The sequence below is a fragment of the Lawsonibacter hominis genome (assembly GCF_014287895.1).
Taxonomy (GTDB): domain Bacteria; phylum Bacillota; class Clostridia; order Oscillospirales; family Oscillospiraceae; genus Lawsonibacter_A; species Lawsonibacter_A hominis.
Map to the genome: position 1 here is coordinate 114,050 of NZ_JACOPP010000005.1, position 23,927 is coordinate 137,976.

Genomic DNA, 23,927 nt, shown 5'->3' on the forward strand with positions numbered 1-23,927 from the left:
CAAGCGTTTGCCGCAGGCAAAACCTTGGCGCAAGGCGGAATTTACTTCCGCCGCGCAAGTAAAAAGCGGGCTCCCATACAAAGCCATGACCTGTATGGGATTCACCCGCACCGGCGAATATCCGGAGCGCTGCAGGGCCTGAGCCGGCAGCGGCAGAGCACGGGCCTGACCCGTAAGGCGGCGGCGTGACGCCGCCGTCAATAAAAGGAGAAAAGTATGACTATTTCTGAAAAGGTCGCATACCTGAAGGGGCTGGCCGAGGGCCTGGCCATCGATACCGAGAAGTCCAAGGAGGGAAAGCTCATCTCCGTGATGATCGGCATCCTGGAGGAGATCGGTCTGTCGATTGAGGATCTGGAGGAGAACACCGTAGCTCTGGGCGAGGAGATCGACGCGCTTTCCGACGACCTGTCCGAGGTGGAAGAGGCCGTCTTCGAGGAGGACGACGAGGACGAGGACGACGACTGCTGCTGCGAGGACGATTTTTTTGAGACCGAGTGCCCCAACTGCGGGGAGACGCTGGTCATCGACGCATCCGTGCTGGAGGAGGGCGTGATCCAGTGCCCCAGCTGCAAGGAGAAATTTGCGCTGGATCTTTCCGACGAGTGCTGTGACGACGGCTGCGACTGCGGCTGCGGCTGTGAACACGACCACGACGAGGAATAACACGTAAGCCAACGAGCGCCCCGGAGTATTCCGGGGCGCTCGTTCTGGTCTGTTCGCTCCAGCCGTCTTCCGCGCGCGGCGGTTTTGTCAGCCGCTCCCGATCATCCGGGGCCTTGATCCTGCAGAGGACTTTGGGGAAGGCGGTAAAGCGCACCCATACGTGTGCCCGGATGGGTGCGGGCTCGGCCCGCGCTGTCGGCTCCCCCGGCCGCTGTTTCAGGAGAATTGGAAGTAGGAGGCGCCGGGAGGCGGACAAAAAGGGAAGGGGCCGAACGGATGGAGGGAAAGATATCCCGGCCGGCGGGGAATTCTTTTTGGAAACGGATTGCACCCGCACGACGGCGGTAGTATAATCTCTACGATATGCAATTTTTTCGAACGTAAGCAATGAACAAATAGGCGGTAGAAGGTATATGAGGACACAGGCGGAGCAAGAACGAAAAACACTGGAGGACGTGGCCCCGGGGGAGCGGGGCGTGATCCTCAAGGCGGGAAATGAACGGGGCGCCGTCAAGCGGCGGCTGGTGGATATGGGCCTGACGCCCGGCACTGAGATCACGGTGCGCAAGGTGGCGCCCTTCGGGGATCCCATCGAGGTCAATCTGCGGGGCTACGAGCTCTCCCTGCGCAAGCAGGACGCGCACCAGATCCTGATGGCCACCGGCGCGGAAGGGGAGGCCTTTGCCGATACCCGCAGGCAGCGCATCGGTATGGTGCAGCATCTGCCGGACGAGGAGGCGCTGCGCCGCATGAGCGCCGACCACGCCCACGAGGCGGCGGAGCACGGCGGCGTGCCGGATTATGCCAGTCACGATACCCGGGAAATGAAACTGGCTCTGGTGGGCAATCCGAACTGCGGCAAGACCACGCTGTTCAACGCCCTTACCGGCTCCAACCAGTATGTGGGCAACTGGCCCGGCGTCACGGTGGAGAAGAAGGAGGGCAGGGCGGACGTAGATGGCAAGGCGCTCACCGTGGTGGATCTGCCCGGCATCTACTCCCTGTCGCCCTATTCCATGGAGGAGATCGTGGCCCGGGACTTCATCGTGGGCGAGCACCCGGACGCCGTCATCAATATTGTGGACGCCACCAATATTGAGCGCAATCTGTACCTGACGGCCCAGCTGCTGGAGCTGGAACGCCCCATGGTCATTGCCCTGAATTTTATGGACGAGGTCGAAAAGCACGGCGACCGGATCGACGTGGCGCGGCTTTCCCAGGCCCTTGGAGTACCGGTGATCCCGATCACCGCCCGCTCCGGGAAAAACGTCAAGGAGCTGCTGCGGCGGGCCCATCAGCAGATGCATGTGGGCGTTACCGTAGAGCCCGACGATCTGTACGACGATTTTACCCATCAGATCCACCACAAGGTGGGCGAGTTGATCCACGACAAAGCCTATGCCGCCAAGGTACCGGCACACTGGGCCGCCATCAAGCTGATTGAGGGAGACGAGCTGGTGGAGCAGGCGCTGGGCCTGGACGAGACCGCCAAGACGCAGCTGGAAGCGGTATGCCGGGAGTATGAGGGGGCCTACGCTCTGGGCGACCGGGAGACCCTCATCGCCGACGCGCGGTATCAGTTCATCCAGCGGGTGGTGGCCCACTGTGTGAAGAAGGGACGGCCGCTGGGGGAGCCGACCCTTTCCGACAGGATCGACTCCATCGTCACCCATAAATTCCTGGCCATTCCCGTGTTTCTGCTGATGATGCTGTGCATGTTTGCCCTCACCTTCGGCCCCGGCCAATTGCTCTCCGATGGGGTAGATACCCTGATCGGCGGCTATTTTGCCGGCTTTGTCCGTGCCGGACTCACCGCCGCCGGGGTGGCGCCCTGGGTGGAGGCCCTTCTGGTGGACGGAGTGATCGCAGGGGTGGGCGGCGTGCTCACCTTCCTGCCTCAGATCGCGATCCTGTTCCTGTTCCTCTCCTTTCTGGAGGACTCCGGCTATATGGCACGGGCGGCCTTCATCATGGACCGGCTGCTGCGGCGCTTCGGCCTCAGCGGCAAGGCCTTTATCCCCATGCTGATGGGCTTTGGCTGCACGGTGCCCGCGGTGATGGGGGCCCGCACCATGGAGAACGAAAAGGACCGGCGTATGACCATCATGCTGGTGCCCTTCATGTCCTGCTCCGCCCGTCTGCCCGTATACGGGCTGCTCACCGCGGCCTTTTTCCCGCGGTACGGCGGCGCGGTGGTCTTTTCCCTGTACCTGCTGGGCCTGCTCTTTGCCATCGCTTCGGGGATCCTCCTCAAAAAGTTCGTCTTCAAGGGGGAGCCCGCCGCCTTCGTGCTGGAACTGCCGCCTTACCGCCTGCCCACCCTGAAAAATATCTCCCTGCACGTGTGGGAGAAGGTAAAGGGCTTTTTGGTCAAGGCGGGCACCCTGATCCTGGCCATGAGCGTGCTGCTGTGGTTCCTCCAGGCGTTTGGCGTGGAAAACGGCGCCTTCGGCATGGTGGAGGACGCCAGCCGCTCCCTGCTGGGATACGTGGGCTCCTGGATCGCGCCGGTGCTGATCCCCCTGGGGTTCGGCACCTGGCAGGCGGCCGTGGCCCTGCTGTCCGGATTGGTAGCCAAGGAGATGGTCGTCTCCTCCATGAGCATGCTTTACGGCTTCTCCGTCACCGCCGGCGGCGCAACGGTGGCCGCGGCGCTGAGCTCCACGTTCCAGAGCCCGGCGGCCGCCTACGCCTTCCTGGTGTTCGTCCTGCTGTATGTCCCCTGCGTGGCGGCGGTATCCACCATCCGCAAGGAGATGAACTCCCTCAAATGGACCCTGGCCTCCGTTGCCTGGCAGATCGGGGCGGCTTACCTGGGGTCCTTTCTGGTCTATCAGATCGGAAGTCTGATCCTGAAGGTGCTGTAACATGAAGTATGTCATTTACATCGGCGTGGCGGTTTTGATCCTGTGGGCGGCGGCCTACCTGATCTACCGCTTCCATCAGCGGCTCAGGGGCAAGCGGGGCTGCGGCTGCGGCGGCTGCTCCAGCTGCCCACACACGTATTGCCGCCACCGGAAGAAACCATAGGGCGGGGCGCGTACCCGCCGCCGGGGATCAGGAGGTTTTTATGAACGAAAAGCAGGCGCGGCTTCAGGAATGGATCACAGACAGTCCGAATATCGTATTTTTCGGCGGCGCGGGCGTGTCCACCGAGAGTGGCATTCCGGATTTCCGCAGTGTGGACGGCCTGTACAACCAGCAGTATCCCTATCCGCCCGAGACGATTTTGAGCCGCACGTTTTTTGAGCGTTCCCCAGAAGAATTCTACCGGTTTTACCGCGATAAAATGCTCTTTCCCGACGCCAGGCCCAACGCCGCCCATTGGAAGCTGGCGGAGCTGGAGCGGGCGGGAAAGCTCTCCGCGGTGATCACCCAGAACATCGACGGACTTCACCAGGCGGCGGGGAGCAAAAACGTGTACGAGCTGCACGGCAGCGTCCACCGCAATTTCTGCAGGAAGTGCCGCCGGTTCTACGATCTGAAGTTCGTGCTGCGCAGTCAGGGCGTACCTAGGTGCCCGGCCTGCGGCGGGATCATAAAGCCTGACGTGGTGCTCTATGAGGAGCCGCTGGACCAGCAGACCATGGAGGCGGCCCTGCTGGCCATTGCCCGGGCGGACCTGCTCCTCATCGGCGGGACCTCTCTGGCGGTGTACCCGGCGGCGGGCCTGATCCGCTATTACCAGGGGCGGCATCTGGTGCTCATCAACAAAAGCCCCACGCCCTACGACAAGAACGCCGATCTGGTGATCGCGGGACCCATCGGGGCCATCCTGGGGGAGATCCGGGTTTAGTGAAACGGCGGGAAAAAAGGAGATGGCCGGGACCATCTCCTTTTTCTTCGGTAAAAATTTATTGAATAACGATAAAAAAGAATTGACAATCAATATAATGCATGCTATCCTTTCTGAGAGAGGTGAGAAGATGGATATGACCGTAGTACAAAAGCTGGCGAGGGTATTGAACGTCCTGGTGACCATCACGTTTGTGTGCAATCTTATCGCCCTTCTGCTGGTTCCGGGACTGGTGGGCATCGGCCAGGAAGGGGGAATGGAGGCGTTCCGGTATCTCACATCCTACGAAAACCCGCTGGAGGTTCCCCTGCGGCTGGCGGCCCTGTTTTTTATGGTCTGCTGGCAGTTCTTGTGGCGGATTTGGAGAGATGCCCCAGGGGCTGTGCTGACCGTTTTCCTCTGGTTCTGCGGCATCTGCACCGCCGTAATTTTGTGGCAGGGCCGCCGGGTGCTGGGCACCATCCTGACGGGCGCCCCTTTCCGGGCAGAGAACGGCGTCAGCCTCCGGCGGGCGGCCCTGTGCTGTTTTCTGATCTCCGCCGCCGCGCTGGCACGGGTGGTGTGGGGGCTGTTTTACTACCGCTCCGCCGCTCCGCTGCTCACCTATAACGCCCTGTTTGTCCCCATCTTCCTGATGGCGGGCCTTTTGTGCATGGTCATGTCCGCCCTCTTCCGTCAGGCCGCCGAGCTGAAGGAAGAGAATGACCTGACCATTTAAGGGGGCGGAACGATGGCGATCATGGTCAATCTGGACGTCATGATGGCGAAACGGAAGATGAGCCTGAACGAACTGGCCCAGCGGGTGGATCTGACCCTGGCCAACCTGTCCATCCTGAAAAACAACCACGCCAAGGCGGTGCGCTTCACGACCCTGGAGGCCATCTGCAAGGCCCTGGACTGTCAGCCGGGGGATATTCTGGAATATGTGCCCGATGATGCGGGAAAACGCTCTTAGGAAAGGGGAAATACGACATGGGTTATGCCTGGCTCAATCTGGGCGGTCTGGCGTTGGGAGGGATCGCCTGGGCTCTGCCGGTCGCCGCCCTGGCCCGGAGGGATAAAGCTACCCGCCGGGAAGCGGCCGTATGCTCTGCCGCCAGCGCAGCCTCCTGTTCGCTTGCTTTGTGCCTGGTGGTCTTCTACCTGGGCCATCTGGCCGACCGCCGGGACTGGTCCGCGCTGCTGGACACGGCGGGCGCGTTCCGGCTGTGCGCCGGGGGGCTTTTCCTGGGGACTCTGCTGCTGAATGCGCTGGCGCTGGCCGGTTACCCCTGGCGGAGGGGCGGAGCGGGTGCGCATGAAACGGCGTAACGGCTGCGCGGCGCTGCCGCCGCTGTTGCTGTTGCTGTTGCTGGCGCTGTGCGGCTGTTCGGGCTCCCGGGCGGATTATGTGGGGCGGCAGGTGGGCCTTGACCTGCCCCGGACGGAGTCGGTGACCTATCAGGACAGCCATGGCGGGTTCCACGGGGACGGCCTGCTGTTGGTGGAGCTGGCCTTCGCTCCGGAGGACGCCCCGTCGGTGGAGGACGGCATCCTCCGCCGGGGCGACCTGTGGAATGAGGGGCCGTTTGACGATTATCTGGGCGGCATCCTGTACGAAGGCGGCCCGGCGGGGGAGGGCGGCTGGCCCAGGGGGAACGACGACTGCTACTGGTACTTCCGGGACCGTCAGCAGGATGAACGCCCCCTGAACCGGCGGGGCTCCTGGAATTATACCGCGGCCCTCTACGATGCCCAAAGCGGCACCCTCTACTATCTGGAATTCGATACCTGAAAGGAGATGCCGGATGCGACGCTTTGCATGTGAGCGATGGTTCCGGGGAACGCTTGTTCCCGTGCTGCTGCTGGGATGGCTGCTGCTGCCCGTACTGTTCCAGACCCGGATGGGATTTCAAAGCGGCGCCCGCTGGGCCTGGGAGTGGAGCTATTTTGCCCTGACGGCGCTGGCCGCGGCCGGACTGCGGCGTTACCGGTGGAATGGGCGGGGCGGGCTGTGGTGCGCGCTGCTCTCGCCCGCTGCGGCGCTGGGCGCCGCCTTTTGCCAGAATGTTCTGCTGGGCGGGGCGCTGGCAGTACTGGCAGTGGTCCTGCTGGTGCGCGCCCGTCTGCCGCTGCTGCCACGCCTGCTGTCCGCTGCGGCGTTGGTCCCGCTGTGTGCGTGGGTACTGCTGTCCATCCTGGTCCTGCCGCTGGGCGCAACGGCGCGCTATCTGGTAGACGATCCGGCGGGCGCGCCGCGGCAGTATGCCGAGGTTACCATAGTGGCCCCCGGAGCAATGGGCCGGGTACGCTACCATGCGGTGGAGCAGTACGCCCTGGTGGAACTGGATCCGGTGGCTCGTCTCTCCTGGGTCACCGGGCGGGATTCCGCCCCTTCCGGGAGCGGGACCTACGGCTATCTGGTGCGGGACTATCTCAGCGGCACAGCGCCAGTTTTTCCGACCGGGTCAGGCGCTTGATGGCGGCCTCCCGGCGCAGCGCCGCGGACCGGTCGGCACAGGCTTCCCGATAGACCACCTCCACCGGACCATGGCTGCGGGTGTATTTGGCGCCCTTTCCCGCGTTGTGGAGGGCGCAGCGGCGCTCCACGTCGGTGGTGCTGCCGGTATAAAGAGAGCCGTCCCGGCAGCGCAGCATATAGACCCAATAAGACACGAACCGTTCCCCTCACCAGATGACCGCCGCATCCTCCCGAAGGGGGAGCGACTGGAAGATATGATTCACCGCCGCTTCATAGGCGGCCGGGTCGGCCGCCTTGCGCAGGGCCTTGGCCTGGCCCGCCCCGTCCTGAAACAGGCCCAGCAGATAGGACCAGAATTCCTTCATCCGCAGGGTGGCGTTGCGGCGGCTGCCGAAGGCCTGCGCATAACCCGCGTAGAGTTCGTCGTGGAAGGCGCGCAGCGCCCCGCGGTCTGCGCCCGGTCCGCCCCGGGCCTTGGAGAAAAGCGCCGGGTCGGCCACGGCCCCCCGGCCCGCCATCAGGGCCGTTACGCCGGGAAAGCGCCGGATCAGGGCGGCGCAGTCCGCCGCCGTGACCAGGTCCCCATTGTAGCACACCGGGGCGCGGCAGCTTGCCAGTGCGGCGGCAAAGGCGTCCAGCCGTGGCTGATTCCGGTAAAAGTCCTTCTGCACCCTAGGGTGGATGATCAGCTCGCAGACGGGATAGCGGTTGAAAAGCTCCAGCAGAGGGAAAAATTCCTCCGGGTCCCTCAGGCCGAGCCGGGTTTTGATGGAGACGGGGATGCCGGCACGGGCATAGATGCCGTCCAGCAGGCGCTCTAATTCCTCCCTCCGCCCCAGAAGGCCCGAGCCCTTTCCCTTGGCCACCACCGTGCCGGAAGGACAGCCCAGATTCAGGTTGACCTCCCGATAACCCAGGTCTGCCAGCACTCCGGCGGCCCAAAGAAAATCATCCGCGCTGCGGGTGAGCAGCTGGGGTACGGCGTACAGGCCCCGATTGTGCTCAGGCAGGAAATCGGAGGCCTCCCGGCGGGTGAAGGCGTGTTCCTGCCGGGGCGAAAGAAAGGGCATGAAGTACCGGTCCACCCCGGAGAACCAGTGGCGGTGGGCCTGGCGAAAGAGCCAGCCGGTCACCCCCTCCATGGGGGCGAAGTAGTAACGCATGTCGATCAGGTCCCTTTCCGCAGGATACGTACGGCTCTGGCCATGGGCACGCCGGAGCCGGGTCAGGCCCGGTAGTCTTTACTGATGAGCAGATGGACGTAATACTGGCGCAGGGAGGCGTAATGCCGGCGGACCGCCTGCTCGGCGGCGGCGGCGTCCCCGGCGGCGAGCTGCTCACAGATCGCCTTGTGCTCCTGATAGGAACGCTCCGAGAGGGTCATGTCGTGGAGGGAACGGGCAATAAAGCGCAGCTGCTGGTTGTGAAGCTGCTCATAGATGCCCTGCAAACGGTGGTTGCCGGCCTTTGCCACAATAAATTCATGGAAGCGCTGGTCCCATACGGAGGTCTCATAGGGATCTCCGCTGTCGATGGCCTGCCGGTTGCGCTGGATGATCCGGCCCAGCGTCTCCAGAGCGAACGCGTCGGGGCGTTCGGCCCATAGACGAACGGCATAGAGCTGGCACAGCTCGATCAGGTCATAGACCTCCAGGATATCCTCCAGAGAGAAATCCGCCACGACCGTACCCTTGCCGGGCTGGTAGGAGAGAAACCCCTCAAAGGTGAGCTGCTGAAGGGCGTTTCGGATGGGGGAACGGCTGACCCCATAGATATCGCACAGTTTGCGTTCCACCATGACGGTGCCGGCGGGAAATTCATCGCGCAGGATGGCGTCCCGGATGAGCTTGTAGACTTGCTGCTGCTTGCTCTCCGGGGCCTGGACCAGCGCGTTGGTATCATGCTGAGTTGGCATTGGCTTGGCGCTCCTTTCCTGCTCCATCCGCAAAACCGGTTGGAATACCACAGGTATTCTGCCTTTGTACCATATTATACCGAAGACGCCGCCGCCTGTAAAGGTGAAAATCAGGCGCCCGCAGCGTGTGATTGACCTGAGGGCCGGAATGGGGTACAATAAAGGCAGTGTCGGACGTAATGCGGAGAGGAGGCGGCAGATTTGTTTGGCAGAATATTCAACCCGGAGAACGCCTTTTTCCGGACCGCGGACAAGCTGGCGGACCTGGTGATGCTGAGTTTGATGTGGGCGCTGTGCAGCATTCCGCTGGTTACCCTTGGCCCGGCGACGGCGGCGTTGTACGACGCGGCGGTCAAGATCTTGCGCCGCGGGGAGGCGGGGAACATTTACCAGCGCTTCTTCCATTCCTTTCGGCTCAATTTCAAGGTGGGCGCGCTTACTTCGCTTGCAGTGCTGGCGGCGGCGGTTCTGCTGTACGGCCTGGGAAATTTCCTTTACCGGCTGGCGCTGACGGGGAAGGCGGGCGTGGTCCTTTACTATGCCTATCTGCTTTTGCTGCTTCTGCCCATCGGGATGATCAGCTATCTCTTCCCCGTGCTCTCACGGTTCACCTTCGGCGCGGGAGGACTGATCGGCACCTGCTGGAAACTGGCGCTGAACCATCTTCCTTCCACGCTGCTGCTGGGGCTGCTGACGGCGGCGGCCGCGTGGGCGTGTCTCTCCTTCTGGATCCCCGTGCTGGTTCTGCCGGCCGTGGCCGCGCTGCTGGCCTCTTTGCCGTTGGAGCGTATCTTCAGACCCTATCTGGAGCTCCCCGGCGGCGGGGAGACGGAGGAATAGACGGCGGCGGAAGGTCCGGCCCGATGAAAGCTTGATCTGAAAAAGGATGGAGAATTGCCGTTTTGAGCAATTCTCCATCCTTTTTGGTTGGCGTTTTATTGATCGGATGAGATAAGCTGGCTTCCAGAACAGGGCCGTTATGGAATGGGCTTGGAGTTCGCCTGCGGTTGGACATAATCCAGATAGGCCTGACGGATGGATTTCAGATCCCGCTGGCGGATCAATACGCTCTCGCCGGTGGTCAAATGAAATTGTCGGTCGGCCTGGGCGATAAAGTCCATGTTGACCAGATAGCTCTGATGACAGCGGAGAAAACGGCTGTCGCTGAGTTCCGCCTCGATTTTTCCCAGCTTTTTATAGACGATGTAACAACTGCCGTCGCTGCGGTGGAGGATACACTTGGAGTTGGAGCTCTCTATGAACGTGATCTCGGTATACGGTACACGGACGATTCGCATCCGCTGCTGTACCTGGTACGTGCAGGTATCAAAATCCTGAAGGACGCGGTCCATACACCGGCACAGCTTATCGAAGCTGTGGGGCTTGAGCAGGTATCCGGCGGCCGCCACGTCATAGCTGTCCACCGCGAAATCAGCCGAGGCGGTCAGAAAAATGATCGCGCCGTCAAAACCAAGGGCGCGAAGCTTGTGCGCCGCGTCGATGCCGAGCAGGCCGTTCATATAGATATCCAGAAAGATGATATCAAACCAGCAGCCATCCTCTACGTCGCACACCAGATTGATGCCGCTGTTATATTGGGCCAATTTGTATTGAAATGGTTTTTGTGCGAAATAGATGTGTAGCAGTTCAACAATCAATTCACGGTCAAAGGCACTGTCGTCACAGACCGCGATGTGCATGAAAACACCTCCCGATTTGATGAAAGGGCAGGAATTGAACCACCAAAGCAAAACACACGATATTCCATATAATAGAAAATATGGTGTGCTTTTTCAACAAGATATTGTTGCTGCCGCAGGCCGAACTATGACAAATTCATCGACCAACGCCCTGTTTTCACCAAAAGCGTACAACCGGTGCCTGTTGTGCTAAGATAGGGACCAGAACAAAAGAAACCACAGAGAGGAGAAGCCATCATGGTTGCTTATCAGGCGGTTCAGGAGGAGTTCCATGATCACGACTTAGGCGTATATACTGCTTTTGGTGTGTGTGCCTATCAAATCGTAGAACAGCAGCAGGAACAGGTTGCATACATTCCGGACGTGTTTTTAAGCACAGAGACTGCCCAGCACTTCGTAGAGATTTGCAACCGGCTGCAGCTGGAAATCATCCACTTGCGCGAGGTGATTGAAGACGCGATTTTATAAAGGACCGGAAAAATCAGGGCGAACCACAGAAACGGTACTCCGAAACGGGATGGTTCCGTGCCGGAGTCCGTTCTCATTTTGTCACATTTCATATTATATCGCGTATTACGGCAGGACGCAATAAAAATTGCGTTATTTTCCAGCCGCTTTGCTGCCAAAACGTTTGCAATGCCAAAGCGCAGCAAAGTGGAGCGTTCCGACTGCGGGGGAGGCCGTCGGGTGCAGCGGATCAAATCCCGCAGACGCTGTGCGGAAAAGGATGGGTTTAAAAATCAGAAAAAAATGGTTGCAGCTGCAACCGTTTTTTTCTGATTTTGTGCTATACTATAAACAATCTTGTCCCATGGAAGGAGCGGAATCCATGCAGCAATTCAAACATCTTCCCATCAACCATACAGAACAGCTCTCCGGTATGGTCACATTCCAGCCGAACCGTGTGGTGAGCATGGCGCTTTCCCGGAATGAGCATTGCCAAATGACGCTGCTCGCCTTCGCTGATAAGGAGGGCGTCAGCGAGGAGAGCTATCCGGGAGACACCTTCTACTATGTTTTGGAGGGGGAGATGCCGTTACGGGTTAACGGCGCTTGCCACCTGCTCGGGGCCGGCGACTGTATGGCGGTGCCGGCGGGCACGCTGCACGCGGTGGGAGGCGGGCCCGCATTCAAGCTGCTGCAGATTACCGTGCAATGATCAAAAAAGTTGGAGGAAAACAGATGGAACAGCTCATCAAGAATTTGGACCGTGCGCAGCCTCTGCCGCTGAAAGAGCAGGTGGCTTACGAGAAGGGCAAGGTCGTCAGCCTCACCCTGACCCAGCGTCCCGGCGTGGGAATGACGTTGTTTGCCTTTGATGCGGGAGAAGGCATCAGCACCCATGCTGCGCCCGGCGACGCCATGGTTTATGTTTTAGACGGCGAGGCGCAGATCACGATCGGCGGCGCGGCGCATACGGTCCCGGCGGGCAGCGCCATTATCATGCCGGCCGGGATCCCGCATGCGGTGCAGGCGCGTACCCCATTCAAAATGCTGCTCACGGTTGTCAAAGCGAACTGAACAGAGCGGATCAACACGGAGACGGCTGTGCCCGGAGATACCTGGAGCACAGCTCGTTTCGTTTGAAACGCCGGGCGCGGACCGAAAAGGCGAAGGCGCCGGCCTGCGCCCGGCGGTTTACTCGGCCCGGGCCTTCCAGCAAGGGGCTGCCGCCTTCTCACGGATCAGATAGGTAACAATGATATCGATGAATTCAATGGGTTTGGGCGGGTCGTTCAAGGGCCGGCAGGCCAGTTCTTCCAGATAGGCCCGGTTGGATTTCCATGCCGCCTTGACGGCCGTACGTATATCCCGTTCCACACGCTTCCAGTTCGTATTGAAATGACTGGCTACGTCAGGATAAAGGCACTTGGTCACCAGAAAAAAGTAATTTTCATTCTGCAGGGTGATCCGGATGCTGTAAGCCAGGTAGTCTCTGCCCAGGTATTTCCGCACGACGCCGAGCCTGGAGAGGATATCATAGATATCAGTCACAACAATAACTCCTTTTTTATGGTTCACTGCAACCATAATAAAACAAAATCTGGAAATATGCAAGAAAATTTCACCCGAAAAAAGGAAAAATATAAAATCAGTTCCAAAAATATTGTATTATGGAAATGGACGCCTTGCAAACGGAGCCGGGCAAAGGTATCTGAATGAGCGCAGGGCCAAGCCGGCCGCCTGAAAGCTCAAAGCGTTCCATGCCTGAATCGCGTACAGAAGCTGTTTGCAGTCCGTTTGCGCAATTGCACGGCAGCTGCCGTGCGGAGCGGCCGCACAGCGGCGATTTGCGCTTTGTTTCCCGGAACGCCCGTTATTCCCCGGCGGCGCCGGGAACGCGGGGGGATTCGATTTTTGGGGATTGCTGTGCGGGCAAGGCGGAACCGTTGCCGGAAACGCTCCCTGGCGCGGAAGCTTGGCGTCGGATTTGCCGATGCGGGGGCCCGGGGCGTGGAGCCGGCCTTCGACGGAGTGCATTTTTCCGGGGCGGGCCATCGGCTCTTTGCCCGGGCATGCTTCAGGCCCTGGCGGAATGCTTCCGCTCAGGGCCTGAGGCGTGAGGAGGGGAGAAACCGCCGCAGCCTTGGCGGCAAAAGCGAAGCTGAGGCGGGGCAGCCCGCCGAAAGCCGCTTGCAATCAATCGAACCGCGCGCCCGGGACCTGTAGCAGATCCCGGGCGCGCGGTTCAGAAACGGTTCAGGGGCGCGGAGCCGTCGTCCTCGCTCTTTTCGATGGCACGCACCACCGCGTCGTAGCCATAGCGTTCGCTGACCTGGATATGGAAACGCTCTCCCACGCGGCGGCCCAGCAGGGCCTTCCCCACAGGAGATTCCTTGCTGATCCGGCCGCGGAGGGCGTCCTGACGCATGGTGGTGACGACCTGATAGGTCTCGTCCACATCGTCGTCGGCCAAGCGGATGGTGACCTTGTCAAACAGTCCCACCGTATCGGCCTGGGATTGGTCTGAAATGACCACCGCGGTTCGGATCATGTTCTCCAAAAAACGGATGCGGCGCTCGTTTTGGTTCTTTTCCTGCTTGGCGGCCTTGTATTCGAAGTTTTCGCTCAGATCTCCGAAGGCCCGGGCCTCCTTCACCGCTTCCAACAGTTGGGGCCGCAGAACGGTACGGCGCTGATGCAGCTCCTCCCGCATCATCTGGATGTCCTTTTTCGTCAGTTCGTTGTGCATGGCAGTTTCCCCCCGCTTGCAAGTGATTCTGCCGGATATTATAGCACAACTCAGCGCTGTTTGCCACGGAATTTCCGGGGCTCCTCTCCGCGGAGCATGCGGCGCAGCCCCCGCACGTGGCGGGAGAACATCGTCAGGGCCAGGATCAGGGCCAGGGCCCCAGCCTCCCGCCCGTAGCAGAGAAAGGCGGGAGGGACGAACAGGACAGGAATCGTCACCGCGCCCAGCGGCAGGTAACCGGAGAAAAGCACTGCCGCCAGCCCGCCCAGACAGGCCAGGCCGCCCCAGAGAGGGGAAAACAGGACCAGACAGGCACAGGTGACCGCCACGCCCTTTCCGCCCCGAAAGCCCCGCCAGAAGGGGAAATTGTGGCCCAATACGGCGCCCAATCCCGTCCACAGGGGCGCCAGAGCCAGGCCGGGGCACAGCAGACGGCCCAGGAGCCAGGCTAAAATGGTTTTTGCGATGTCCCCCAGCAGCACCACGGCCCCCCAGCTCCTTCCCAACTGGCTTGCGATGTTGGCCATGCCGGGATTGCCGGAGCCCAGAGCGGCGGCGCTTTGGCCGGCATGCCGCCAGGCGACCGCCTCGGCGGTGAGAAAGCAGCCGCAGAGATAGCCGAGCAAAAGGCAGAGCCCGCGTTCCATGTCCGTCGCCCCCTTTCCAACTGCGCTCAGTTTGTCCGGAAAAGCCGCGTTTTAGCCGCCGGAGGCGCCCTCTTTGTCGTGGACTGCCCGGCCGGAGGCAAGGGCCTCCCGCTCACGGAGCAGCTCCGCGTGGAGCCGGAACGAGTCCCAGTCCCGGTTGGTCCGGGTGAGCACCGCCTTGAGGGCCACCGGCGGGAGCCTGTTCCGGCGGAAGCCCTGGAGAAAGGCGTCCAGCTGGGGGCCCGTCAAGCCGCAGAGCAGCAGCATCTCGTCGTCAAAGTCCTGGTCCGGGTGGGGCGCGGCCCTGCCGTCTCCCTCCGCCAGGACGGACAGCGGCAGGGCGTATTCCTCCTTGGAGACCAGCCGGGTGCGCAGTTTCAGGGGCAGGCACATGCGCCGGAGCTTGGAGCCCCTGGGGTTGTCCAGGTTGTAAAGCAGAATCAGCGGTGCGCTCATGAGGATCGCCTTCCTTTCCCTGCTATTGTACCCGTTTACCGGCGGAAGGTCAACATACAACGGATGGTTGTGAAGGAAACAGCATTGAACTGTTGGACAAAAAGCAGCGGAACGCATATAATCTTTTTGACAAAATAGACAGAAACAGAACCCGCGCACAAACAACAAAACGGTATGTAGGAGGAACTGGACATGAAGATTCTCGGCCTTTCCGGGGGGACCCCCAACGGCAGCAACGACGCCATGTGCAAGGAGGCGCTGATGGGCGCGCAGGAGTGCGGCGCCGAGGTGGAATTCATCAATCTCAACCAGCTGGAGATCAAGCACTGCACCGGCTGCAAGGCCTGTGTCATGAGCCTGTTCTCCGGCCGCGGAAACGCCTGCGTGCTGAAGGATGACTTTCAGTGGCTGGTGGACAAGATGTACGATGCGGACGGCATCGTCTGGGCGGTGCCCATCTTTGAAAAGTGCGCGTCCGGCCTGTTCCACACCGTCATGGACCGCTTTGGACCCCGTCTGGACCGCGGGAACGTCATGATCGCCGCCAAAATTGCCGAGCAGGGCGGCAAGCCCATCGACCCCAAGTACCTGAAGGAGAAGGTCGTCTCCTACATGGGCATCGGCGGCTCCGACTGGGCCACCCGCATCCAGTGCGACTTTAACACGCAGGCCCTTACGCCCAAGTGGTGCGTGATCGATAACGAGTGCTTCAAGTGGTCACTGGACATCATCATGAACGATGCGGCCATCGCCAAGGCCCATCAGATCGGCGTGAACATTGCCCATGCCGCCCGAAAGGTGGAGGACGGCACCCTGAACGTGCCCCACGGCATCATGGGCGAGGATTACAAGGGCGCCCAGGGCGTGTGCCCCTACTGCCACAGCAATAACTTCTTCCTGCAGGAGGACGGCACCGCCATCTGCTGCCTGTGCGGCATGGAGGGCGTCATGAAGAACGTGGACGGCAAGTACGTTTTTGAGTATGACGCCGAGAAGTGGCTTCCCCACGCCCACGATTCCATCTCCGGCAAGTTCATCCACGGAGACGACATCCAGAACAACGAGGGCAAGGCGCGCGCCGCCATGGCCACCGACGAGGCCAAGGCCCGCAAGGCCAAGTACCGCGATTTTATTTCCTCCAGCAGGCCCGTGCGGGCTTGATCTTCCCGGGCGGCGTTGCCGCTTGAGCGACAGGCGGCGTGTACGCCGCGGAAAGTACATCCCGGCCCGCGCGTGTGCGCTTCGGGCCGCGGCCTGCGCCCCAAAGCGGCTTCGCCGGATTTGGGCGCGTCACACTCAGGAGGCTGTCAAAAAGGCCTTTTTCGACAAGCTGTGAGGCGGGACCGCGTAAGCGGTCCCGCCTCAGTTGTTGCCTTGCCTTTTCTGCGGAGAGCGTGTAAACTGGCCCTGTATGGACCGGGGCGGTTTCGGGAAAACTGAACGGAACCATAACGGCATTGGAAAGGGGAGCGGTACGCGTGAAGATCGCCATCGTGACGGGGGCGTCCTCCGGCCTGGGGCGGGCGTTTGTCCAACGGCTTGACGCGCAGGGAGGATTGGACGAGATCTGGGGCGTGGCCCGCCGGGGCGGGCGGATGGAGGAGCTGGCGGGAAGGCTGAGCACCCCCATGCGCTGCCTTGCCCTGGATCTGGCCAAACAGGAGTGTATCCTGGAGCTGCGGGACCTCCTGGAGCGGGAAGAGCCCGACGTGCGGGTGCTGATCAATGCCGCTGGCTTTGGAAAGTTTGGCACCTGGAGGGATATGACCCTTCAGGAGACGGGCGATATGATCGATGTGAACTGCCGCTCCGCCGTGGAAATTACCGCCGCGGTGCTGCCCCACATGGGGCGGGGCGGCAGGGTGCTGGAGATCTGCTCCTCCGCCGCGTTCCAGCCGCTGCCCGGCTTTAATGTGTATGCGGCCACCAAGGCGTTTTTGCTGCGTTACAGCCGCGCCTTGCGGTGGGAGGCGGCGCCCCGCGGCATCCGGGTGTGCGCGGTGTGCCCCGGCTGGATCAAGACGGACTTTATGGCGGTGGCGCGGGACACCAAAAACGGCAGGACCGTGCGCCGTTTTCCCTTTGCCCTGCGGCCGGAGACCGTGGCCCGGCGTGCCTTGCGGGACAGCCGTCTGCTGGCGGTGACCACCTGCGGGCTGCCCGCCCTGGTGCAGCGGGTCGCCAGCAAATTTTTGCCCCACTGCTTTATCATGGCCTGCTGGGAGGGACTGCGCCGGGTATGATATCCGGCGCAGAAGCGCAGGCGCGGCAAACGGACTGCCGGGCGCTTGCCGCAAACCAGAGCGCGCCGCCCCATTATGGGGCGGCGCGCTCTGGTTTACTCGGCGGAGGTCTCTGCGGTGTTCAGGCCGTTCAAATAGCGGATGGCCCCCTCCGCGATCCCAAGGGCCACCTTGTCCTGATAGGCGCCGTCGCACAGCCGGGCAAGCTCCTCGCTGTTGGACATAAAGCCGGTCTCCACCAGCACGGCGCACATCTCGGTCTCCCGCAGCACCACGAAGTCGGCGTCCTTGACGCCGCGGTCGATGGCGCCGGTGGCGGCGCACAAAGGCGTCTGGATGGCCTCGGCCAGACGCTTGCCCCGCCCGCTGGAGGGATGGTAGTAAGTATAGATGCCCTGAAAGCTGGGCACAGTGCCGGAGGCATTGCAGTGGATGCTGATAAACAGGTCGGCCCCCACCGCATTGGCGATGTCCGCCCGTTCATAGAGGTCGACCTCCACGTCGCTCTCCCGGGTGAGCACCACGTTGTAACCGGCGGCAACCAAACGGTCCCGCAGCTTAAGCGTCATGGAGAGGGCCAGGTCCTTCTCCAGAACCTCTGTGCCCGAGGCGTCGGGATAGACCGCTCCGGACCGGGCCCCGCCGTGGCCGGCGTCCAGTACGATGGTGGACTTGGACGGGTCGATGGGGGCAGACGGGGTAAAATCGGTGTCCTCCCGGTCGCCGTCGGTCAGGAAGGCGGTGACCCGCACGCCGCTGCTCCCCGCCTCTACCTTCAGGTTTTTGGAGTAAGTGATGCCGCTTTTCAGGTCCAGCACCACCCGTACCGTGTGGGGATAGCCGTAGCCCAGATCGTCCTCATGCTGATAGTAGCGTACCGCAGTGATCATATCGTTGTCCACCGGGATGGTGACCATACCGGCCTCGCCGGAGTGGAGCACCGCGCCCAGCACATCCACCGCCACGCGGTCTCCCAGGTCCAGCACCCGGTACTCGGGAACGTGGTCGGTCTCGATGAGCACGGTCTGTGTGTCCGAATCAGAGGAGACTCCGGTGATGTAACCCCGGTCGTCTCCGCTGGGGACGGGCGGGAGCGCCGGCGTGGGCAAAGGCGTGGGCGTGGGCGACGGTCCCGGAGAGGGCTCCGGCGTCACGGACGCGCCGGGAGAGGTGAGGATGGCGGTAAAGCTGTCGTTGTCCCAATCCACCGTGGCTCCCAGCTGCTCCGAGACAAAGCGCAGGGGCACCATGGTGCTCTCCAGGCCGTCCCATTTGACCACGCCTGCGGGCACGCCGCCGGGCAGCTCCACGGTCTGCCCGTTGACCAGGGCGGTGGAGGAGCCCAGAGTAAGCACAATATTCCGACCGGACTCGAGGATGAGCACCTGCCGGGTATCGGGCACCCAGGTCACCGCTGCGCCCAGCTTTTCCGCGATGAGACGTACCGGCACCAGCGTGCGGCCGTCACTCCCCAGATACTGGACGAGCGCGGGGACGCCGTCGGGCGCCAGGGGCGCCCCGTCGAGGGTGAGGGTCACCAGATCGGTCTGAGTCAGCGCCCCATACGCGCCGGCGGCCTCCTCATAAAAATAGACGTCGATCCCTCCCGCGGCCCCTGCCGCCTGAGCAGCCGGGACCAGCAGGGAGAGAAGCATCGACGCAAGCAGCAGGACCGAAAGACGTTTCCCCATGACAGGCTTCCCCTTCTCCAAACGAAATGCCTTTGACCGCAATACGTACGCAGCGCCCCTGGATCTTTGGGGGGCGGTTCCGGCATAAGCGGTTTGCGCAGGCGCGCGGAAGCCGCGCTTTCTGCGGACCGGCGGCGCTGCCGCCGGTTTCCAGATTAGACATTATTGTAACCGATTCGCCCCGTGCCGTCAATGGCACGGGGCGAAATGAGTTGACATAAATTTTGGAAAAGACGGTTATTTCCGCTTGAGGGCGCGCATGGCGTTGAGGATGGCGATCACCGAGACTCCCACGTCAGCAAAGACGGCCTCCCACATGGTGGCCAGGCCCACGGCGCTGAGCACAAGGACCAGGGCCTTGACCGCCAAGGCGAAGAAGATGTTCTGCCGCACGATGGAGAGGGTGCGCCGGGCAATGGAAATGGCGTCGGAGAGCTTGGAAGGCTTGTCGTCCATCAGCACGACGTCGGCGGCCTCGATGGCGGCGTCCGAACCCAGACCGCCCATGGCGATGCCGATGTCCGCCCGGGAGAGGACGGGGGCGTCGTTGATGCCGTCTCCCACAAAGGCCAGGGCGCCCTTGGAGGAGACCTGCTTCAGCAGCGATTCCACCCGGTCCACCTTGTCTGCAGGGAGCAGCTGAGTATGGACCTCGTCCAGACCCAGATCGGCGGCCACGGCTTCGCCCACGGCCTTGGCATCGCCGGTGAGCATGACGGTTTTGCGTACGCCAAGGGCCTTCAGGGCGGCGACGGCGGCCTTGGCGTCCTCCTTCACCTCGTCGGAAATGACGATGTGGCCGGCATATATCCCGTCCACCGCCACATGGACGGTGGTACCCACCCGGTGGCAGGGGTGCCACTTCACGCCGAGCTCTTCCATCAGCTTGTCGTTGCCGGCGCAGACGGGACGCCCGTCCACCACGGCCTTCACGCCCCGGCCGGACAGCTCCTCCACGCCGGAGACCCGGGAGGCGTCGATGTCCTTGCCGTAGGCCTCCTTCAAAGAGCGGGAGATGGGATGGTCGGAGTAGCATTCCGCCAGGGCCGCCAGCTCCAGCAGCCTGGCTTCCGGAATGTCGTCGGGATGGATGGCGGTCACATTGAATACGCCCTTGGTCAGCGTGCCGGTCTTATCAAAGACCACGATCTCGGCACGGGCCAGTACTTCCAGATAGTTGCCGCCTTTGACCAGAATGCCGTCCCGCGAGGCCCCGCCGATGCCGCCGAAGAAGGAGAGGGGCACCGAGATGACCAGAGCGCAGGGGCAGGAGACCACCAGAAAATTGAGCGCCCGGGTGATGGAGTCGGTCCAGGAGATGGCGGTAAACAGAGGGGGCAGGAACGCCAGCGCCACGGCGGCGAGCACCACGGCGGGCGTGTAATAGCGGGCGAATTTGGTGATAAAGTGTTCCGCTTTGGCCTTTTTGCTGCTGGAGTTCTCCACCAGGTCCAGAATCTTGGAGACGGTGGATTCCGCAAAGGGGCGGGTCACCTGGACCGTCAGCACGCCGGACAGATTCACGCAGCCGGAGATCACGTCGTCCCCGCTCTGCACCTCGCGGGGCAGGGACTCGCCGGTAAGGGCGGCGGTGTCTACCGTAGAGGAGCCCTCCAGTACTACGCCGTCCAGAGGGATGCGCTCGCCTGCCTTGATGACGATGGCGCTGCCCACCGCCACCTCCTCCGGGGCCACCTGGATCAAGGCCCCATCCTGTTCTATATTGGCATAATCGGGCCGGATATCCATCAGGGAAGCGATCGACTTGCGGGACTGGGCCACCGCGTAGCTCTGGAAGAGCTCGCCCACCTGATAGAAGAGCATGACGAAAACGGCCTCCGGGTATTCGCCCACACAGAACGCCCCCACAGTGGCCAGGGCCATGAGAAAGTTCTCGTCAAAGACCTGGCCGCGGGCAATGTTGCGCACCGCCCGCCACAGTACGTCCCAGCCGATCACGGCGTAAGGGAGCAGGAAAACCGCCAGCCGCGCCCAGCCGTTCAGCGGGAGCAGTGCGGCAACCGCCAGCAGGGCCGCGCTGAGGAGAATGCGGGACAGGGTGCGTTTTTGTTTTTTGGACATGAGGCTGCGCCTCCTTCTCAAATCAAATGATTACAAAACGATGGTGCAGTCAGGCTCCACTTTGCGGCAGACCGTTATCACCTGACGCAGGATCTCGTCGAAGCGGGCGTCGTCGGCGTCCAGCGTGAGCTTCTGAGCGAGAAAGCTGACGGTGGCGCCATGGACGCCGTCCAGCTTCCGAATGGCCTGCTCCATTTTGGCGGCGCAGCTGGCGCAGTCCAGATCCAGCAGCTTGAACTGTTTTTTCATCACAAAAGACTCCTTTTTACAATTGATTTTGAATGGAGCAAACGCGGCGCGTTTTCGCACGCCGTCATTCTGCCACGTGCTCCATCCCCTGGTCCAGAATCGTACGTACGTGGCCGTCAGCCAGGGAATAAAAGACGGTCTTTCCCTCCCGGCGGTATTTGACCAGCTTGCTTTGCTTCAAGGCCCGGAGCTGGTGCGAGATGGCCGACTGCGTCATGCCCAGCAGCTGCGCGATGTCGCAGACGCACATTTCCGATTCGAACAGAACGTACAGGATTTTGATGCGGGTGGAGTCGCCGAAAAGCTTGAACAGCTCGGCCAGATCGTACAGGATCTCCTCATCCGGCATGTTCTGATTGACCTGATCGACGATCTCCTCATGCACGTGCATGTATTCGCAGCGTTCCACATCGCTCTCATTGGCGGAGGACATGTCAGGCACTCCTTTCTAAACATATGATTTATTGTTCATATGTTATTATATGCAGGGGAGAGAAAATGTCAACCCCCAATTTGCTCTTTGGCAGCGCGATGTGATCGCGGCGTCCTGCCGTCGGCAGTGCGCCCCGGACAGCTTAAAAAGCCGGCGGACGCAGCTGCGTCCGCCGGCTTTTTAAGCGCGTTAGAAGAGCGCGATCACCCGGTACATCAGGAAAAAGTGAAATACGGAGCCCGCCAGAATGAACAGGTGGAAAATCTCGTGGCAGCCGAAGCGGCGATTGTTTCGGCCGGGCCATTTAGCCGCATAGAGCACGCCGCCCACGGTATAGAGCACGCCGCCGCCCAGAAGCCAGAAGAATCCGGCGGCGGACAGGCTGCGGGACAGGGGCGCCAGGGCCGCTGCGCCCATCCAGCCCATGAAGATATAGATGCCGGCGGTGAGCCAACGGGGAGCGGTGATCCAGGCCAGGGTAAGGATCAGCCCCGCCAGCGCCAGCCCCCATACCGCGCCGAACAGGCTCCAGCCCCAAGCCCCCTGCTGCCGCAGGACCACCAGGCACATGGGGGTATAGGTACCGGCGATGAGGAAGTAGATGGAGGCGTGGTCGTATTTGCGCAGGCGAATGCGGCCCCTGATGCTGGTATTCAAGCAGTGGTAAAGGGTGCTGGCGGTGTAAAGTCCCACCATGCTCAGACCGTAGATCAAGAAGGAAACGAGGTGCCAGCCGTCCAATCCCATCCAAATGGAGCGCGCGAACAGCAGGAGCGTGCCTGCCAGGGCAAAAACAGCCCCTGCGCCGTGGGTAATGGCCGACCAGGGGCGCAGTCCGTCGTAGGGATCCCGGTCTTTTTCCCGAACTCTGCCCCGCCGGGCCTGGGGCTGAATGGGGTAGTAAAGCTGTCCCCGCATCCGGGGCAGCGCATTTTCCTGGTTCATACAGATCACCGCCTTATGAGATCAGTATACCACAGATCCTGATAAATAATCAATAGAAACTTTAGATATAATTTTTAAAATTATATTATGCGGCCATGCGACGGGGGATCGGAGCGGACAGGCGAACGGTATCCCGCGCCCGGTTTCACTAGTATGTCCAGGATTCCGGAAAAAACGCCCCCCGCTTCCGGCGGAAGCGGGGGGCGTATGGAACTGATTCAGGCCAGCTGGGCCTTGGACATCTCGGTCAGGGCGGTAAAAGCGGCCTTGTCGTTGACGGCCAGTTCGGCCAGCATCTTGCGGTTGATCTCCACGCCGGCCTTCTTCAGGCCGTTCATGAAGGTGGAGTAGTTCATCCCGTTCATCTTGCAGGCGGCGGAGATGCGGGTGATCCACAGGGAACGGAAGTCGCGCTTTTTCAGGCGGCGGCCGGTGTAGGCGTAGGACAGGGACTTCATGACCTGCTCGTTGGCCATCTTGAAGTGCTTGCTCTTGGCGCCCCAGTAGCCCTTCGCCAGCTTCAGGACTTTATTTCTTCTCTTGCGCGTCATCATCGCGCCTTTCACTCTAGCCATTGTCGATTAGCCTCCTATGTTAATGGTAAAAGATTCAGATTACTTATAGGGAATCATGCGCTTGATGGCGGGCTCGTTGGTCTTGTCCGCATAAGCGCCGGCGCGGAGGCCTCTCTTGCGCTTGGTATCCTTGCCGTGGCCGTTGAGCAGGTGGGACTTAAAGGCGTGGGCGCGCTTGACCTTGCCGGACTTGGTCAGATTGAATCTCTTCTTCGCGCCGCTGTGGGTTTTCAGTTTAGGCATGGTGGTTGACTCCTTTTCTGTTAAATCAGGGCGGGCCTATTTTTTCGCTTCCTTGGCGATCTTGGGGGAGAGGAAAATGGACATGTGCCGTCCGTCCAGCTTGGGGTCCTTGTCCAGCGCGGCCACCTCGCTGCACTGCTCGGCAAACTTGAGCAGCAGGCCCCGGCCGATATCGGTGTGGGCCATCTCGCGTCCGCGGAAGCGGACGGTGACCTTGACCCGGTTGCCTTCGGCCAGGAACTTCTGTGCGTTGCGGAGCTTGACGTTAAAGTCGTTCACGTCGATGCCCGGCGACATGCGGACTTCCTTGATCTCCACGACGTGCTGATTCTTCCGCGCCTCTTTTTCCCGCTTGGTCTGCTCAAACTTGAACTTTCCATAATCCATGAGCTTGCATACGGGGGGATTCGCGGTGGGCGAGATCTTTACCAGGTCCAAGTTCTGCTCGGCTGCGCGCTCCAGCGCTTCACGGCTGGACATGATGCCCAGCTGCTCGCCGTCCGCAGAGACCAGGCGGACCTCCTTGTCGCGGATCTCTTCGTTGATCTGATGACCCTGTTTGCTGATACGAAAGCACCTCCAATTCACATGCACGTTTACATACAAAAAACGCGGCTACCATTCCGGTACCC

The 23,927-nt window shown here is 61.4% G+C and carries 30 protein-coding genes and 1 pseudogene; 15 read left to right on the forward strand and 16 right to left on the reverse strand.

Annotated features, from left to right (window positions below):
- Positions 1 to 216 precede the first annotated feature (216 nt).
- The 9 genes from H8S57_RS05665 to H8S57_RS05705 all read left to right on the forward strand — a co-directional run bounded on the left by H8S57_RS05665 (position 217) and on the right by H8S57_RS05705 (position 6,921).
- Positions 217 to 666, forward strand: coding sequence for a CD1247 N-terminal domain-containing protein (locus H8S57_RS05665; protein ID WP_186907105.1), 450 nt, complete (start codon positions 217 to 219; stop codon positions 664 to 666).
- Between the two features lie 413 nt (positions 667 to 1,079).
- Positions 1,080 to 3,533, forward strand: a complete 2,454-nt coding sequence (gene feoB, locus H8S57_RS05670; RefSeq protein ID WP_186907106.1) for a ferrous iron transport protein B — start codon at positions 1,080 to 1,082, stop codon at positions 3,531 to 3,533.
- Between the two features lies 1 nt (position 3,534).
- On the forward strand, positions 3,535 to 3,696 hold the full coding sequence (locus H8S57_RS05675) for a FeoB-associated Cys-rich membrane protein (protein ID WP_186907107.1): 162 nt from the start codon (positions 3,535 to 3,537) through the stop codon (positions 3,694 to 3,696).
- Positions 3,697 to 3,736: 40 nt separating this feature from the next.
- On the forward strand, positions 3,737 to 4,462 hold the full coding sequence (locus tag H8S57_RS05680) for an NAD-dependent protein deacylase (protein WP_186907108.1): 726 nt from the start codon (positions 3,737 to 3,739) through the stop codon (positions 4,460 to 4,462).
- A gap of 130 nt (positions 4,463 to 4,592) precedes the next feature.
- Positions 4,593 to 5,180, forward strand: coding sequence for a DUF2975 domain-containing protein (locus H8S57_RS05685; RefSeq protein WP_186907200.1), 588 nt, complete (start codon positions 4,593 to 4,595; stop codon positions 5,178 to 5,180).
- Between the two features lie 12 nt (positions 5,181 to 5,192).
- A complete protein-coding gene (locus H8S57_RS05690) occupies positions 5,193 to 5,417 on the forward strand; it encodes a helix-turn-helix domain-containing protein (RefSeq protein ID WP_186907109.1) in 225 nt (74 codons plus the stop codon).
- 17 nt (positions 5,418 to 5,434) lie between these two features.
- Positions 5,435 to 5,773 carry a hypothetical protein gene (locus H8S57_RS05695; protein WP_186907110.1) on the forward strand — a complete coding sequence of 113 codons (339 nt, stop codon included), beginning with the start codon at positions 5,435 to 5,437 and terminating at the stop codon, positions 5,771 to 5,773.
- Entirely contained in the window at positions 5,760 to 6,236 is a 477-nt protein-coding gene (locus H8S57_RS05700; protein WP_186907111.1) for a hypothetical protein, read from the forward strand. The genes H8S57_RS05695 and H8S57_RS05700 overlap by 14 nt, the downstream gene beginning before the upstream one ends.
- A gap of 13 nt (positions 6,237 to 6,249) precedes the next feature.
- Complete coding sequence (locus H8S57_RS05705; RefSeq protein ID WP_186907112.1) at positions 6,250 to 6,921, forward strand: hypothetical protein; 672 nt, start codon at positions 6,250 to 6,252, stop codon at positions 6,919 to 6,921.
- On the opposite strand, the gene H8S57_RS05710 is transcribed toward H8S57_RS05705, so the two are convergent.
- From H8S57_RS05710 to H8S57_RS05720, 3 genes are all read right to left on the reverse strand, one after another.
- Positions 6,878 to 7,117, reverse strand: coding sequence for a GIY-YIG nuclease family protein (locus tag H8S57_RS05710; protein ID WP_352408573.1), 240 nt, complete (start codon positions 7,115 to 7,117; stop codon positions 6,878 to 6,880). The genes H8S57_RS05705 and H8S57_RS05710 overlap by 44 nt on opposite strands.
- 12 nt (positions 7,118 to 7,129) lie before the next feature.
- Positions 7,130 to 8,086: a tRNA dihydrouridine synthase gene (locus H8S57_RS05715; protein ID WP_243204714.1), complete on the reverse strand. Its 957-nt coding sequence runs from the start codon at positions 8,084 to 8,086 to the stop codon at positions 7,130 to 7,132.
- Positions 8,087 to 8,148: 62 nt separating this feature from the next.
- Positions 8,149 to 8,838, reverse strand: coding sequence for a GntR family transcriptional regulator (locus tag H8S57_RS05720; RefSeq protein ID WP_186907113.1), 690 nt, complete (start codon positions 8,836 to 8,838; stop codon positions 8,149 to 8,151).
- A 201-nt stretch (positions 8,839 to 9,039) separates the two neighbouring features.
- Here H8S57_RS05720 and H8S57_RS05725 point away from each other — a divergent pair, with 201 nt between their 5' ends.
- Positions 9,040 to 9,678: a DUF624 domain-containing protein gene (locus tag H8S57_RS05725; RefSeq protein WP_186907114.1), complete on the forward strand. Its 639-nt coding sequence runs from the start codon at positions 9,040 to 9,042 to the stop codon at positions 9,676 to 9,678.
- Between the two features lie 137 nt (positions 9,679 to 9,815).
- Here H8S57_RS05725 and H8S57_RS05730 read toward each other — a convergent pair whose 3' ends face one another.
- Positions 9,816 to 10,538: a LytR/AlgR family response regulator transcription factor gene (locus H8S57_RS05730; protein WP_186907115.1), complete on the reverse strand. Its 723-nt coding sequence runs from the start codon at positions 10,536 to 10,538 to the stop codon at positions 9,816 to 9,818.
- Between the two features lie 228 nt (positions 10,539 to 10,766).
- Here H8S57_RS05730 and H8S57_RS05735 point away from each other — a divergent pair.
- The 3 genes and pseudogenes from H8S57_RS05735 to H8S57_RS05750 all read left to right on the forward strand — a co-directional run.
- Positions 10,767 to 11,006 (forward strand): annotated as a pseudogene (locus H8S57_RS05735) (DUF6514 family protein); the annotation flags it as partial.
- Positions 11,007 to 11,265: 259 nt separating this feature from the next.
- Positions 11,266 to 11,697: a cupin domain-containing protein gene (locus tag H8S57_RS05745; RefSeq protein ID WP_243204715.1), complete on the forward strand. Its 432-nt coding sequence runs from the start codon at positions 11,266 to 11,268 to the stop codon at positions 11,695 to 11,697.
- Between the two features lie 23 nt (positions 11,698 to 11,720).
- Positions 11,721 to 12,059, forward strand: coding sequence for a cupin domain-containing protein (locus H8S57_RS05750; RefSeq protein ID WP_186907119.1), 339 nt, complete (start codon positions 11,721 to 11,723; stop codon positions 12,057 to 12,059).
- A gap of 117 nt (positions 12,060 to 12,176) precedes the next feature.
- Here the strand turns inward: H8S57_RS05750 and H8S57_RS05755 are convergent, their stop codons facing one another.
- The 4 genes from H8S57_RS05755 to H8S57_RS05770 form a co-directional block, all read right to left on the reverse strand.
- Positions 12,177 to 12,533, reverse strand: coding sequence for a sporulation initiation factor Spo0A C-terminal domain-containing protein (locus H8S57_RS05755; RefSeq protein ID WP_287879819.1), 357 nt, complete (start codon positions 12,531 to 12,533; stop codon positions 12,177 to 12,179).
- A gap of 694 nt (positions 12,534 to 13,227) precedes the next feature.
- Complete coding sequence (locus tag H8S57_RS05760; protein WP_186907121.1) at positions 13,228 to 13,731, reverse strand: GreA/GreB family elongation factor; 504 nt, start codon at positions 13,729 to 13,731, stop codon at positions 13,228 to 13,230.
- A 50-nt stretch (positions 13,732 to 13,781) separates the two neighbouring features.
- Entirely contained in the window at positions 13,782 to 14,378 is a 597-nt protein-coding gene (locus H8S57_RS05765) for a glycerol-3-phosphate acyltransferase (protein WP_186907122.1), read from the reverse strand.
- Between the two features lie 51 nt (positions 14,379 to 14,429).
- Positions 14,430 to 14,834 (reverse strand): DUF3783 domain-containing protein, encoded by a 405-nt coding sequence (locus H8S57_RS05770; RefSeq protein ID WP_207723712.1) that lies wholly within the window; start codon positions 14,832 to 14,834, stop codon positions 14,430 to 14,432.
- A 192-nt stretch (positions 14,835 to 15,026) separates the two neighbouring features.
- Between H8S57_RS05770 and H8S57_RS05775 the strand changes: the two genes are divergently transcribed.
- Together H8S57_RS05775 and H8S57_RS05780 are read left to right on the forward strand one after the other, a co-directional pair.
- A complete protein-coding gene (locus H8S57_RS05775; RefSeq protein ID WP_186907123.1) occupies positions 15,027 to 15,995 on the forward strand; it encodes a flavodoxin family protein in 969 nt (322 codons plus the stop codon).
- Between the two features lie 317 nt (positions 15,996 to 16,312).
- Positions 16,313 to 17,077: an SDR family NAD(P)-dependent oxidoreductase gene (locus tag H8S57_RS05780; RefSeq protein ID WP_186907204.1), complete on the forward strand. Its 765-nt coding sequence runs from the start codon at positions 16,313 to 16,315 to the stop codon at positions 17,075 to 17,077.
- Between the two features lie 95 nt (positions 17,078 to 17,172).
- Here the strand turns inward: H8S57_RS05780 and H8S57_RS05785 are convergent, their stop codons facing one another.
- From H8S57_RS05785 to infC, 8 genes are all read right to left on the reverse strand, one after another.
- A complete protein-coding gene (locus tag H8S57_RS05785) occupies positions 17,173 to 18,768 on the reverse strand; it encodes an N-acetylmuramoyl-L-alanine amidase family protein (RefSeq protein WP_186907124.1) in 1,596 nt (531 codons plus the stop codon).
- Positions 18,769 to 19,005: 237 nt separating this feature from the next.
- A complete protein-coding gene (locus H8S57_RS05790) occupies positions 19,006 to 20,850 on the reverse strand; it encodes a heavy metal translocating P-type ATPase (protein WP_186907125.1) in 1,845 nt (614 codons plus the stop codon).
- Between the two features lie 30 nt (positions 20,851 to 20,880).
- Entirely contained in the window at positions 20,881 to 21,099 is a 219-nt protein-coding gene (locus H8S57_RS05795; protein ID WP_186907126.1) for a cation transporter, read from the reverse strand.
- A 64-nt stretch (positions 21,100 to 21,163) separates the two neighbouring features.
- Positions 21,164 to 21,532, reverse strand: a complete 369-nt coding sequence (locus tag H8S57_RS05800; protein ID WP_186907127.1) for an ArsR/SmtB family transcription factor — start codon at positions 21,530 to 21,532, stop codon at positions 21,164 to 21,166.
- A 189-nt stretch (positions 21,533 to 21,721) separates the two neighbouring features.
- Positions 21,722 to 22,477, reverse strand: coding sequence for a PAQR family membrane homeostasis protein TrhA (trhA, locus tag H8S57_RS05805; RefSeq protein ID WP_186907128.1), 756 nt, complete (start codon positions 22,475 to 22,477; stop codon positions 21,722 to 21,724).
- Positions 22,478 to 22,695: 218 nt separating this feature from the next.
- Entirely contained in the window at positions 22,696 to 23,052 is a 357-nt protein-coding gene (gene rplT / locus H8S57_RS05810; protein WP_186907129.1) for a 50S ribosomal protein L20, read from the reverse strand.
- A 39-nt stretch (positions 23,053 to 23,091) separates the two neighbouring features.
- Positions 23,092 to 23,295, reverse strand: coding sequence for a 50S ribosomal protein L35 (rpmI, locus tag H8S57_RS05815; RefSeq protein WP_186907130.1), 204 nt, complete (start codon positions 23,293 to 23,295; stop codon positions 23,092 to 23,094).
- Between the two features lie 36 nt (positions 23,296 to 23,331).
- Complete coding sequence (gene infC / locus H8S57_RS05820; protein ID WP_186907131.1) at positions 23,332 to 23,901, reverse strand: translation initiation factor IF-3; 570 nt, start codon at positions 23,899 to 23,901, stop codon at positions 23,332 to 23,334.
- Positions 23,902 to 23,927: the final 26 nt, after the last annotated feature.